A 12,537-nucleotide genomic window follows, 5' to 3' on the forward strand; every position below is an offset into this window, starting at 1 on the left:
TCATAGGGGTTATTCCTGCTCTAATACCACCAGGCACTGAGACAGCTGCTAAGGTAAGGTAGAAGATCGCAGCATTGTGTGATCAGATCGCTACAGCATCGCTCCTTTCTGATCGAGGGCGTCAAAATGGATGTCAGAACGCTGCGCAACCTGACGCGGGTGGCGCGTACAGGCTCTCTGTCTGCCGCGTCAGATGAGGCCTGCCTGACCGTGCAGGCCTTGGCGGCGCAATTGAACAAGGCGGAAGACCAGTTCGGGTTCAGGATTTTCAAGCGATCCAACAAGGGATTGCACCTGACCGAGCGTGGTCACGCGCTCATGCCTTATATCGAGAAGGTGGTGGAGTCCGCCCGGCAACTGGACAGCAAGGCTGCCGAGTTAAGCCAAGCCACGCCACGGCTGCTGCGGGCCGCACTGAACAGCACGCTACCGGCCGATATCAACCAGTGCATCGTCAAGCGGATGATGCAGGTCTTCAGCGATTATCATCTGGAGTTCAGCTTTGCCGAGTCCATCGAGAACCTCAGCAAGCTGCGTAACGACAATATCGACCTTGCGGTACTGATCGGACCACCGCAAGCCGATCTGGCCAGCCTTGAGCTGGCTGATCTTCATATTGATGTCGTAGGTGCTTACCACGGTGCCGATACAGAGGCGTACAGCGACCTGAGTGACAAGCTGCTTGTTAGGCCGACCAGCGACTGCCCTTATTCCACCAGTTTCGAGCGGTTTCTGGACAGTAGTCAGACGGTGAGCCAATGGGGGCATCGCATGATCTATTCGGGTAGCGAAACCCTGACCGTCTCGCTGATCAAACAACTCGATGGCTTGGGCGTCGTTTCACGGGCGGCGGCTTGCAAGCATGGATTGTCCATCGTACCGGGGTTTGAGGATTCGCTGCCGGTACGCCTGGTCGTCAACAATGTCGACTTGCCCATTCGTGCCCTGGAGCAGCTGACCCGTCCCTTACAGCACTCGCCCCAGCGCAATATACGACAACAGGCCTACCGCCACACTGAGGAGCAGGTTCTTACTGAAATAAGCGCATAACAGTGTTGGTATGGCGGCAACGAATTCGGGCCGCATGAGGTTCACATGCTTTTCCGTCACCACCAGTGGTGTGAGGGTAATGGCGGCGACGATGCAGACCGGCAGAAACTCAAGCGTTCGCGTGAGGAATCCTGGCCAGCGCTCGGTACTGAGCTGCATCGGTAGCACCCGTGGTAGCAGTGTCACCACGGTCATCAGAACGATTATCAGGATCAGGAACGTTTCTTGAGACATACGCCTACCCAGCAGCCAAAGAACGTGGCGATAAAGACATTCAGGGCGGACTCGAACAGCAGGTTCAGCACACCCATGCAGGCCACCGCCGCCAGAGCAGCCACCAGCTTGCCCTTGGAATCACAAAGCGAGACCAGCACGTACAGCATCATGGCGGTCAAGGCATAGTCGAGCTTGTACTGGATCAGGTGGGCAGTGTAGGTCGAGCTGAGAGCACCCAGCAGCGCGCCCAGCACCCAGGCACTGTGACAGAAGAGGTTGAACGAGATCAGGTAACGGGCATTGACCGCAACGCCTTTCTGCAACTTGCTGCTGTGAAAGGCAAAGGACTCGTCCGTCAGCTCCGCCGCATACACCCACCGTTCCAGACGGCTCAGGCCTATCGTGCGCAGGGCTCTGGACATATACATCGACATCAGCATATGACGGGCGTTGATCAGAAAGGTGGTCATCACGATAGTGACGATCGAGGCGTTCGCCGTCATCAGTGCCAGAGCGGCGAACTGCGAGGCGCCGGCATAAACAAACAAGCACATGGCGACCGGTAACCAGAGCGGATAGCCTGCATTCACGGTCATCAGGCCGAAAACGAACGAGACCGTAAAATAGCCAGCGACGACCGGACTGGCCTCGCTGAAGGTGCGTAGCTCAGGAGCTTTCTGGATTAAAACACGGGTATTCACACCATCCTCTCATTGCCGGGCTAAAATCGGACCGTTCATAGGTTTACCGCACAATGTCATGGGCCGTCCCGGGTTTGGAGAAAGAGATGGCAATGATCTGACGGAATGCCGGACGCTTTGGGTCCTTCGTGGACGCAGGCGTCACGTAATGGCGCATCTCCCGGTCCAGGAAAAACGTCGTGTCCAGGATGTGCTCGTAAGTCAGCGCGGCGAGCAGCTCCTCCTGCACGTTATATAGCCGGCTTTCGGCACCTGCGATGTTATGCCGACCCCAGAAATGCATTGCGCTGAAGGGGTAGCCATCACAGTGAATCCCCTCAGGCGTGATTTCGACCTGCTGGCCGGGGTTGATCTCGATCCGAATTTGATGAATCTGGCACTGCCACATGTCGTTATGCAGGTGCGCTGGCAATACGTTTTTGTACACCTCGAAATCCAGGGCGATTAGGCTGCGAAGAACAGGGGAGGCGATCACTTCATCGGAGAAATCCTGGAAGTGCCGCTCCATGCCGCCTACATAGCGATTGTTAGCCAAGGATTGTACATAGGGGCGATGTTCGAGCTGGCGCAGCTCCTGATTGACGGGGTGGTACTCGAAATCGCTGTAGCGTCTGAACCGTGCGCCCGACTCGGCCTGGCCATAATAACTGTCGCGCTCCATGGTTTCCCAGCTATGAGTCAGCCGGACGAATTCGTCAAAGTTGCCCGTCAGGCTGAAGTCTGCGCCTTTCACATTGGCAAACTTGTTTTGACGCAGGGCGTCACCAACCGCCTTGTTGAGAACAATCATGATCGTCTCCGCTCCATTGAACGATCCACTCTAAGCGCTGGGCAGATTTGCTCTATGAGAAATAATTTAAGGCATCTCAACGAAAAGTTGAGATTGGCTGAGCGGCTGCTGCCTGCATGAGGTGCCCACGCCCTGATGGTTATTCATCGGGCAGTCAAATGATGATGTCAACTTGTTGAAGGCCGCGCCGATACACGATGTTCAAGATGCCTCCTACCTGAGGGCACGTCAGTTACCAGATGCCTACCATGACTTCTTCTGTCCTTACGTTTGATAGCGAATTGCAGCTCCGTGGCTTTATTGATGCCATACAGGAGTTCATTGTCCTCAAGGATGGTCAGGGACGGTGGTTGATCACGAACAAAATCGTGATCGACACTTATCGGCTGAATGATGTTGATTATGTGGGCAAGACTGACATGGAGCTGGCGTTGATTCGACCAGAATTCCATGACGCTTTCGCCTACAACGTGGACACTGACGAGCAGGCTTGGCAAAAAGGATCGGCGCTGCGTATTCAGAAATCCTTCATGGGGCTGGACGGCCGTCTTAACACGTGGGAGGTGATCAAGACACCCAGTTTCGATGAGGCGGGTAATCGCCACAAGCTTGTAATCGTCAGCCGCAATATTACCGAGCGGCACTTGGCGGAGCAGGCGCTCGAAGCCAGTGAGCGGCGTTATCGGCTGATTGCCGACAATATGCTTGACGTTATTGGTGTATTCAAACCAGAAGTAGGCATCGAATACGTTTCGCCTTCCTTTGAGCATGTCTTGGGGCATCGGGCAGCTGCCTATCTAGGACGTGACATGTTCGAGCTGATCCACCCGGACGATATCGATCCCTTGCGCAGTGCGTTTCGAATGCTACTGGAGGGTACTGCCTTGCATACGACTGTTGAATGCCGCTGCCGTCACGTTCAGGGACACTACATATGGTTCGAAATGCATCTCTCCAGTACGTACACGGGCGAGGGCAGTCTGGACAATGTCGTCTTTGCTTGCCGTGATATCTCGACGCGCAAAGCCTACGATCAGCATCTGCAAACGCTGGCTTACCACGACCCCCTGACGGGAGCGCCCAACAGACGCTCCTTGATGGATCAGATTCAGCTCATGATCAATCAGGCATCGACCGGTTTAAGTTTTGCCGTCCTGTACCTGGATCTTGATCGTTTCAAGCCTATCAATGACGAGAAGGGGCATGATGTGGGAGACGAGCTGCTGATTGAGTTTGCCAGCAGACTCAGGCAGAACCTGCGCGCCAACGACCTGTATGCCCGTATTGGTGGCGACGAGTTCGTGATCGTGCTGGCCCAGGTGAACGAGGCCCAGGCGGTCACCATTGCCGAGCGGTTGTGTCTGGCCTTGCAAGAGCCATGGGCGCTGCCGTGTGGGGAACTCAAGACCACTTCGTCCATTGGTGTGGCGCTCTACCCCGATGCAGGCCTGTCTGTGCATACCTTGCTGCGCCATGCTGACGAAGCCCTGTATGAGGCCAAGCGGGCAGGGCGAGCCTGTGTCATGGTCTACAACGGATAGGCGCAAAGAGAATACGTGGGCGCCAGGGCTGGCAGGCGGGGCGGGATATCAAAAAGAGGGTAATGCAGGAGGGCAGGCATTGTCTGGCAAGGCCTGCCCCTGAACAGTCACGCGTCGCAGAGGGCGCGCATGCCGTTGACAGTCATCTCAAGGTGCTGCTCCAGACGCTCCAACTCAGCCTGCAGCGGCTCGGGGAACGGATGGCAGTCCAGTGCCTGGGTTACCAAGGTGCTTATCAGGACGAAGAAGGCAAGTACCTCTTCCGGATCGGAGCTGGCATTCAGGCGCGAATAGCGGGCCTGCTCCGAAGCATAATTGGTTTCAGCGACATCAAACTTGCGCAGTACAGCGCCCAGCCACTGGGTCGAATGCACACAGAACGGCGTGCCCCGATAGGCTTGCGGCTGGCGTTGTTCGTAATGCTTTTGAGTGTTGTGTGTATTCATGATCTGTATTTGCTTCTAAGGGCTAACAAGGCTCAGCAAACTGGACGACGTGAACTAACTGGACGGTATTTACGGTCCGTCGAATTTCCTGCCACCTATGGCTCATGCCTGAGCGTTTTCAGTTGGCTTCATCAGCTCAATCAGCTTGATCGTTATATCGGCGCCTTTCACAAAAACATGAGTACGAAGGTGCAATGGGCAGACAGACGATCATCTGCCGCTAGCCTTGCCGATTGATGGCTATTTGCCAACAAGAAGCGGCGTAGGGTAGTGAAACGGTTGGCATCCTGCTACTGCTTTTTGATCATGTTATGTGACCGCGGCAAGAAAAACAGGCTAAACGACTTGCATGGGTAGGCGGGGCTGGTAAGGCGAGGAAAAAGACTTTCTGACAGGCAACAAAAAACCCGCCGAAGCGGGTTTTCTGGTTGACCTTACTCAACGTCCTGTCGAGCTGCCATCCTGGCCTGGTCATTCATCCTTGATCTACCTGAGCGCTTCCTGCGCTGCAGTCCGATAGGTGTAGATTACGCACCTTACGCATTCATACCTAGAGCCAATGACGCCTTGTGCGTGTAAGCCTTTGGCTATATCTGTTCCGCACTCGCTTACTCCGCCAACCTTGTGCAGGTCGGCATTCGTTTCAGGGCGCACCTTAAACTCTGCCGCTTTCTGCCGATATGAGGACAGGGTTACCCCCTGTCCATCTGCCTGCCTCGTTGAATGATCATGCCTCGATCCTCGTTTTCCCTGTGGCTTACCCAGCGCTCCCTCGTACTGGTTTCCAGCGTGGCGGCCCTTGGGCTTACTGTGACGCTGCTTGCCTGGTACATCCTGCAAGGTTCAGAGCAGGAGGCCGCCCGTGAGCGCTTTTCCCGTGGCGCATCGGAAATTACCCGGGAGCTGGATGGTGCAATGGCACGCTATGAACGCCTGTTGCGGGCGGGGAGCAGCCTGCTCAATGCCGGTGATGATATTTCCCGACAGGGATGGCATCAGTTTGCTGAAAACATGCGGCTAGAAGAGGATTACCCAGGGATGCAGGGTTTTGGTTTCGCCCCATTGATTGCCGCTCACGATAAGAGCAGTTTTGAGGAGCGTGTCCGGAAAGAAGGCTTCCAGGGCTATGAGATCAGACCAGACGGCAAGCGTGACACGTTCATTCCTATTCTCTATATCGAGCCCTTTATGGGACGCAACCTGAGGGCATTCGGGTTCGATATGTTTTCCGAGGCGAACCGGCGAGCGGCGGCCGAACAGGCCCGTGACTCAGGCCATGTAAGCCTGAGCGGGAAGATCACGCTTGTGCAGGAGACCGAGAACCCTCAGGCCGGTACCCTGATGTTCGTACCGTCCTATTTCAGCGACATGCCGACCCAGACGGCCGAGCAGCGACGCAAGGCCTTGCGAGGATTTGTTTTCGCCCCCTTCAGGATGGGCGATCTGATGACGGCCGCCCTGAAAGACCGTGCCGATGATCTGGCACTTGAAATCTACGATGGTGAGCAACCTGCAGCGGCAAACCGCCTGTATTCAAGGCGTATGGATCTGGTAAGTACCCTGCCAGATTACATACCCCGCTTCGACAGCCTCCAACATATTAACGTAGCCGGACGGCAGTGGACATTGCGTTTCGTTACCTTGCCTGCCTTCGAGACAGCGGCCCCTGCCAGCCGTGCACAGGTCGTATTGTTCAGTGGTCTAGGACTTACCCTGCTGCTCTGTGTGCTGGTGGCGTCATTGGCCACCATGCGTGCCCGCGCCGAGCAACTGGCAGATCGTATGAGTCGCGCCTACGGAGAAAGCGAGGCGCGGATACGCTCCATTATCGACGGGGCGGCGGAAGGCATCGTGATCACGGAAAGCGATCCGGCCATGACCATCTTGAAAATCAATCCGGCAGGTGAGCAGATGTTGGGTTTGCTGGCCGCTGAGGCCAAGGGCCGCTCGCTGGCGCATCTGCTGGCTGTGAAGGGTGATCGCATTTTGGATGATCTGCGTCAGGGTACGACCAGCAGTGTCTGGCTCGACACGCAATACGCGTCGGCAAAAGGTCAGTGCCGCAGCCTGAATATAGCCATTACGGTCGCCGAGCAGGATGGGGTCCAGCGTTTGATTGTGCTGATCAGTGACCAGACTGACCTGCATCAGGCACGGCAGCAGGTTCTGATGACAGGTGCTCTGAACGAGGCGATCCTGCTGCATTCGCCGTTCTGCATCTTCTCGACCGATCCTGAGGGCCGCCTGCGTACAGTTAATCCGGCCGGTGAGCGGCTGCTGGGCTACACCCGGGCAGAGTTGGTCGCGACGCGGTACATCAGCGACCTGCTGGATGCCAATGAGCAATCGGTCAAGGCTGAGCAGCTGAGCCAGGCGCTGGGCCGTACGGTAAACGAATGGGAGAGCTTTGTCAGGCTGGCGCAGGAAAAGCCCGAGGAGGAACACGAATGCGGTTTTGTCTGCCGTGGCGGGGTACGGTTACCCGTCAACCTGGCCGTGACGGCGTTGCGCGACCAGACGGGGCAGATTACGGGGTATCTGGGTATTGCCTACGACATTACCGAGCGCAAGCGGGCCGAGGAGCTGATGCGCTACCAGGCTCTGCATGACGCTTTGACCGGTTTGCCCAATCGTACGCTGATGGCTGACCGGATGAGCATGGCCATCGAGCGGGCCAAGCGAAACCAGGAGGTCTTGGGGGTCATGCTGATGGACCTCGATCACTTCAAGGAGATCAACGACACCCTGGGGCATGACGTGGGCGATGAGGTCCTCAGACAGGTGGCGCATCGCCTGAAGAGTGCTGTACGCCAGAGTGATACGGTGGTCCGCCTGGGAGGCGATGAATTTGTTGTGCTGCTGGGTGATCTGAAGCGGATCGAGGATGCCAGCAATGTCGCCACGAAGATCCTGAAGACCATTGAGGCTGACCTGATCATCGGACCGCACCGCCTTTACCTGTCTACCAGTATCGGCATTGCCTTGTACCCGGAGCAGGGCGTGGATCTGGACGGGTTGCTCAAGAATGCCGATCGGGCCATGTATGAGGTCAAGCGGCGCGGCAAGAAGGGGTTCGCGCTGGCTCAGGTCTCATTGACGCTAGAAGATCAAATAAAGGAGCGGCTTGTCTGATGACCTTTAGCTATGATTGAAACACTGCGGTGATGGGTTCGCCGTCATAAGAAGATTATAAGGATAGCGACGCATGCCAGACCCCCACGAGATCTCGAAGAGGGCCAGCCGATGGCCGTCACAGCGTCTCGCGCTCGGCTTCGTAATCCTGGTCTGCCTGTCCCTTTTCAGTCTGGATATCTGGCAGGCCTTACGGGGGCGGGGCGAGCGGCTCCAGGAGGCCGAGGTCGCTACTTCCAACCTGGCACGCTCACTGGCGCAACATGCCGACGATACGGTCGAAGAGGTCGATATTGTTCTGGCCGGTATCGCCGAGCGACTGGCTTGGGATGGAATCGAAGAGACCAACCGGGTCCGCATGAAGGCCTGGCTGCAGGATCGGATAAATGCATTACCCCAACTGCATGGGTTATTCATCTACGACCAGGACGGGCGCTGGATCGTCACCTCGAACAGTCAGGATCCGGTAAACATAAACAACGGGGATCGGGAATATTTCGCCTATCACCGTACCCATAAGGACCTGGGGCCGCATATCGGGCCGGTCATCCGTAGCCGCACGACAAACGAGTTGGTGATTCCGGTGTCTCGGCGGATCAATCGACCCGACGGGGGCTTCGCTGGCGTTGCGCTGGCAACGCTGAAGGTCGAGTATTTCAATCGTTTCTACGCAGAATTCGATATCGACCAGCAGGGCGCGATCTTTCTTGCTCTCCATGACGGAACCATACTGGTGCGACGCCCGTTTGACGAAGCCCTGATCGGCCAGAGCCTGGCCAAGGGGCGTATCTTCAGCGAGCTGCTACCGGCCTCAGCAACCGGGACGGGCATGGTGAAATCCATCGTGGATGGGGTCGAGCGTATGTCGGCCTACCGCAAGATGGACAAGTACCCGCTGGTGGTCATGGCGGCTGTTTCCAAGGAAGCGGCCCTGGCGTCCTGGTACAAGGACATGAGACGGTCGTTTATTACCGGGATTCTGCTGATTGCCGTAGCCGGGTTCGGATTGGCCCTGATTCGGCAGATCCGTATCGACCTGGAGACGGAGCGGGCGCTACGTGAGTCGCACCATGCGCTGGAGAAAATGGCCATGGAAGACAGCCTGACCGGGCTTGCGAACCGGCGGCAGTTCGACATGGCCCTCAAGGCCGAGATCAGCCGGGCCCGGCGGGCGCAGACGTCGCTGGGCATCATCATGATCGATATCGATCATTTCAAGCGCTACAACGACCTCTATGGTCATCCAGCCGGCGACGAGTGCATCAAGGCTGTAGCGGAAGCCGTGCTGTCCTGTACCCGTCGCGCTGTCGACCTGGCAGTCCGCTATGGGGGCGAAGAGATTACAGTGCTGCTCCCGGATACGGACGATGCCGGTACCCATCAGGTGGCCGAAAACATGCTCAATGCTGTTCGCAAATTGGCGATCCTGCATGAGGGTAATGAAAACGGCCGTATCGTCACGATCAGTGCCGGTGTCTTCAGTTGCGTACCCAAGGGCAGGGGCGCGACCAGCCAATACTTGATCAAGTCAGCCGATGAGGCGCTCTACGCCGCCAAGGCGGCCGGGCGCGACCGGGTTTATCCTCCGCTAAGTAAGATGTGAGGCGCTGGACCAGTATTAAAATGGAATTGAAACGCCATCCCTGTTGTCGCAGTAGCGAGGTTTGAAGCCGAGCGGCTAAAGCCTCTCGCTTCGCAACGCTTGCCCTTCAGGTTTTTATGGACGTCACTGATCCCGCCCTGCAAATCGCCCGAGCCCAGTTTGGCATCACTATCGGCTTTCATATCGTGCTGGCTGCGTTCAGCATCGGACTCGCCAATTTTCTCATGGCCCTGGAAGGGTTCTGGCTGTGGAAAAGACAGCAGGCCTATCTTGATCTCTATAAGTTCTGGCTAAAGATCTTCGCGCTGAACGTGGCGGTCGGGACCGTATCAGGCGTGGTCATGGAGTTCGAGTTCGGGACCAATTGGGGGCGCCTTTCGACTCAGGCGGGCTCGATCATCGGTCCGTTGATGTTCTATGAAGTCATGGTGGCGTTTTTTCTGGAGGCCGGTTTCCTCGGCGTCATGCTGTTTGGCATGAAGAAGGTAGGCCCCAAGCTCCACTTCTTCACAACCTGTGCGGTAGCGGTGGGTTCGCTGTTCAGCGCCTTCTGGATTTTGGCCGCCAACTCCTGGATGCACACGCCTGCCGGTTACTCCATCGGGCCGGATGGCCGTTTCGTGCCGCAAGAGTGGCTCGCCATTATTTTCAATCCCTCCTTTCCTTACCGCTTCGTGCACATGATCTTTGCCGCCTTTCTAGGCACCGCTTTCATGGTGGGGGCTGTGGGCGCCTGGCATCTGCTGCGCGATGCGTCGAATCCGCGGGCGCGGATCATGTTTTCCATGGCAATGTGGGTAGTAGCCATCGTTGGGCCGCTGCAGATCATTGCCGGGGATCTGCATGGGGAAAACACCCTGGAACATCAGCCGCAGAAGGTCGCGGCTATGGAGGGGTCGTGGAACCGACCGGCACCGGGAGAGGGCGAGCCGCTACGGCTGTTTGCCGTACCGGATATGGATCAGCAGCGTAATCATTTCGAACTGGCGATCCCGCATATCGGCTCCTTGTACCTGCGCCACAACTGGACCGGCACCATCCAAAGCCTGAGCGAGTTTCCGGCTAGCGATCTCCCGCCGGTCCCTATCGTATTCTTTGCCTTTCGGCTCATGGTGGGGCTGGGCCTGCTGATGGCGACCGTCGGCATTGCCAGCCTGATCGTGCGTGCGCGTGGACGCCTGTACACCGCCCGCTGGCTTCACTGGATCGTGCTCCCGATGGGACCGGCCGGCTTTATCGCCATGCTGGCCGGATGGGTCGTGACCGAGACTGGGCGACAGCCATTCACGGTCTATGGATTGTTGCGCACGGCTGACAGCAGTTCGGCACAGTCCTTTTCTTTCGTCATGACCTCAACCTTAAGCATTCTGGCTGCCTATGTGATCGTCTTCGGGATCGGGCTTCTCTACATGCTTCGGGCCATGGCCAGGGCACCCAGGGCTGATGAAAAGGGCCCCGAACCCTCCCTTGCCAACGAGACCGGTGAGTAACTCCATGTCCGCCGATTTGATCCATCAACTCTCCGCCGCGGCGCTGGCATTCGCCATCATCACTTATGTGGTGCTGGACGGGACGGATCTGGGTGTCGGTATTTTGTTTCCGTTCCACAAAGAGACGCAGAGCCGCCATGTCATGGCGTTTTCCATTCTCCCCATCTGGGATGGCAACGAGACGTGGCTGGTGCTGGGTGGCGGCGGATTGCTGGCTCTGTTTCCCGCGGCATACAGCATCTTTTTTACCGCCATGTATGTACCCATCATTGCCATGTTGCTGGCTCTGGTGTTTCGGGGCGTATCGTTGGAGTTTCGTGACCGCGCAACTCCGGCACATCGGCGCTGGCATGATGCGGTATTTGCAGGGGCGTCTACGCTGGCCGGCCTTTGCCAGGGCATTGTCCTGGGTGGGTTGATTCAGGGGATTCCAAACGACGGCAGCCGGTACACGGGTAATGGCTGGGACTGGCTGAGTGGTTTTACGCTGACCTGTGGCATCGGCCTGGTGGTGGGATACGCGCTACTGGGAGCCTGCTGGCTGGTCTGGCGCACGGAGGGTGACTTGCAGGCTCGGGCCCGAAAACAGGCATCGCTGTTGGGTGGGTTCACCTTGCTGCTCATGGGGATGGTCATCGTGTGGACCGCAGGACTTCACCCCCTGTATCGGGAGCGCTGGGCCCAGGGCGAGTGGGTGATCCCCCTTCTAGGACTGATGGCGTTTCTGGCGCTGGCCTTCTGGAAGGCATTGCCGTGCCGCATCCATTACCTGCCCCTGTTTTCCGTATTGGGCTGGTTTATGGTGGCGTACGCCGCCTTGATTCTGGCCTTGTACCCCTTGGTCATCCCGCCTGCGCTGACCATTTTTCAGGCATCGTCACCGACCGCGAGCCAAGCGTTCATGCTGACTGGGTTTGCCGTACTGATTCCGTTCACCCTAGCGTACAGCACGTACGGCTTCTGGGTGTTCCGCGGCAAGATTCGTCCACGAGAAGAGGCTGATGGAGAATAGGTTTCAGCCCTGCAAGAGACCAAGTCTTACGCAGGGCTGGTGAACAGCGGATCAATCGATCGTCTTGCGACCCACTTCTTCACGATCGATTTCTTCCTGGATGATATTGCCGGTACGGGGATCGGCCCGGAAACGATACTTCTCCGAGTTGAGTTTGAGGCCTTTGCCAACCCATTCGCCATTTTCGGCATCCAGGCGGCTCACGGAGGTATAACCGCTTTCAATGATCTTGGCTTCGACTTCTTTCTTGGGCATCCAGTCCGCACCAGGCTGATCGGCCCAGGCGAAGCCAGTGCCGGCAACCGACAGCAACAGACCTGCAATCACGTGTTTCGTCTTCATGGCACACACCTCAAGGAAATAGGGGATGGCCGCCGCACGGGCTGGCACGTCTCGTCCAGCATGCGTCATGCACAAAGTGTTGATTCGTGAAGGTCGGCTTGATCTGGCCATATCTGAAAGAGTGCAGGCGCTGTTGCCGCTCCCTTTGATATTTTTGCCTGGCTTGACCGACCATCCCGCATCGAACACTAGCTTCGAAGCGCACCGAGGAAGA

The 12,537-nt window shown here is 57.1% G+C and carries 11 protein-coding genes; 6 read left to right on the forward strand and 5 right to left on the reverse strand.

Features of this window, described 5'->3' with window-relative positions; genetic code table 11:
- Positions 1–126: 126 nt before the first annotated feature.
- Positions 127–1,050, forward strand: a complete 924-nt coding sequence (locus QWJ10_RS17010; protein ID WP_354669634.1) for a LysR family transcriptional regulator — start codon at positions 127–129, stop codon at positions 1,048–1,050.
- On the opposite strand, the gene QWJ10_RS17015 is transcribed toward QWJ10_RS17010, so the two are convergent.
- From QWJ10_RS17015 to QWJ10_RS17025, 3 genes are read right to left on the reverse strand one after another with little or no spacing between them, the layout of a single operon-like run.
- Positions 967–1,284, reverse strand: coding sequence for an AzlD domain-containing protein (locus tag QWJ10_RS17015; protein WP_286789036.1), 318 nt, complete (start codon positions 1,282–1,284; stop codon positions 967–969). The two genes, QWJ10_RS17010 and QWJ10_RS17015, sit on opposite strands and share 84 nt — an antisense overlap.
- A complete protein-coding gene (locus tag QWJ10_RS17020) occupies positions 1,263–1,967 on the reverse strand; it encodes an AzlC family ABC transporter permease (protein WP_289928284.1) in 705 nt (234 codons plus the stop codon). Before QWJ10_RS17020 ends, QWJ10_RS17015 begins: the two co-directional genes overlap by 22 nt.
- Before the next feature lie 43 nt (positions 1,968–2,010).
- A complete protein-coding gene (locus tag QWJ10_RS17025) occupies positions 2,011–2,757 on the reverse strand; it encodes a 2OG-Fe dioxygenase family protein (protein WP_125889558.1) in 747 nt (248 codons plus the stop codon).
- 248 nt (positions 2,758–3,005) lie between these two features.
- Here QWJ10_RS17025 and QWJ10_RS17030 point away from each other — a divergent pair, with 248 nt between their 5' ends.
- Positions 3,006–4,298 carry a sensor domain-containing diguanylate cyclase gene (locus QWJ10_RS17030; protein ID WP_289928286.1) on the forward strand — a complete coding sequence of 431 codons (1,293 nt, stop codon included), beginning with the start codon at positions 3,006–3,008 and terminating at the stop codon, positions 4,296–4,298.
- 107 nt (positions 4,299–4,405) lie between these two features.
- On the opposite strand, the gene QWJ10_RS17035 is transcribed toward QWJ10_RS17030, so the two are convergent.
- Positions 4,406–4,744, reverse strand: coding sequence for a hypothetical protein (locus tag QWJ10_RS17035; protein WP_010796190.1), 339 nt, complete (start codon positions 4,742–4,744; stop codon positions 4,406–4,408).
- A gap of 729 nt (positions 4,745–5,473) precedes the next feature.
- Here QWJ10_RS17035 and QWJ10_RS17040 point away from each other — a divergent pair.
- From QWJ10_RS17040 to cydB, 4 genes are all read left to right on the forward strand, one after another.
- Positions 5,474–7,876: a CHASE domain-containing protein gene (locus QWJ10_RS17040; RefSeq protein ID WP_289928289.1), complete on the forward strand. Its 2,403-nt coding sequence runs from the start codon at positions 5,474–5,476 to the stop codon at positions 7,874–7,876.
- Positions 7,877–7,949: 73 nt separating this feature from the next.
- A complete protein-coding gene (locus QWJ10_RS17045) occupies positions 7,950–9,479 on the forward strand; it encodes a sensor domain-containing diguanylate cyclase (protein ID WP_197871236.1) in 1,530 nt (509 codons plus the stop codon).
- A gap of 116 nt (positions 9,480–9,595) precedes the next feature.
- A complete protein-coding gene (locus tag QWJ10_RS17050; protein WP_289928295.1) occupies positions 9,596–10,969 on the forward strand; it encodes a cytochrome ubiquinol oxidase subunit I in 1,374 nt (457 codons plus the stop codon).
- Positions 10,970–10,973: 4 nt separating this feature from the next.
- Positions 10,974–11,981, forward strand: coding sequence for a cytochrome d ubiquinol oxidase subunit II (gene cydB, locus QWJ10_RS17055; protein ID WP_289928297.1), 1,008 nt, complete (start codon positions 10,974–10,976; stop codon positions 11,979–11,981).
- A 51-nt stretch (positions 11,982–12,032) separates the two neighbouring features.
- Here the strand turns inward: cydB and QWJ10_RS17060 are convergent, their stop codons facing one another.
- Positions 12,033–12,323, reverse strand: coding sequence for a PepSY domain-containing protein (locus tag QWJ10_RS17060; protein WP_010796185.1), 291 nt, complete (start codon positions 12,321–12,323; stop codon positions 12,033–12,035).
- Positions 12,324–12,537: the final 214 nt, after the last annotated feature.

Origin of the sequence: Pseudomonas sp. WAC2 (genome assembly GCF_030403525.1) — a bacterium.
GTDB lineage: Bacteria > Pseudomonadota > Gammaproteobacteria > Pseudomonadales > Pseudomonadaceae > Chryseomonas > Chryseomonas luteola.

Excerpts from the sequence above, each read along its gene's own strand:
- QWJ10_RS17010 (WP_354669634.1), top strand. The coding sequence starts at position 127 with ATGGATGTCAGAACGCTGCGCAACCTGACGCGGGTGGCGCGTACAGGC.
- QWJ10_RS17015 (WP_286789036.1), bottom strand. The coding sequence starts at position 1,284 with ATGTCTCAAGAAACGTTCCTGATCCTGATAATCGTTCTGATGACCGTG.
- QWJ10_RS17025 (WP_125889558.1), bottom strand. The coding sequence starts at position 2,757 with ATGATTGTTCTCAACAAGGCGGTTGGTGACGCCCTGCGTCAAAACAAG.
- QWJ10_RS17030 (WP_289928286.1), top strand. The coding sequence starts at position 3,006 with ATGACTTCTTCTGTCCTTACGTTTGATAGCGAATTGCAGCTCCGTGGC.
- QWJ10_RS17035 (WP_010796190.1), bottom strand. The coding sequence starts at position 4,744 with ATGAATACACACAACACTCAAAAGCATTACGAACAACGCCAGCCGCAA.
- QWJ10_RS17040 (WP_289928289.1), top strand. The coding sequence starts at position 5,474 with ATGCCTCGATCCTCGTTTTCCCTGTGGCTTACCCAGCGCTCCCTCGTA.
- QWJ10_RS17045 (WP_197871236.1), top strand. The coding sequence starts at position 7,950 with ATGCCAGACCCCCACGAGATCTCGAAGAGGGCCAGCCGATGGCCGTCA.
- QWJ10_RS17050 (WP_289928295.1), top strand. The coding sequence starts at position 9,596 with ATGGACGTCACTGATCCCGCCCTGCAAATCGCCCGAGCCCAGTTTGGC.
- cydB (WP_289928297.1), top strand. The coding sequence starts at position 10,974 with ATGTCCGCCGATTTGATCCATCAACTCTCCGCCGCGGCGCTGGCATTC.
- QWJ10_RS17060 (WP_010796185.1), bottom strand. The coding sequence starts at position 12,323 with ATGAAGACGAAACACGTGATTGCAGGTCTGTTGCTGTCGGTTGCCGGC.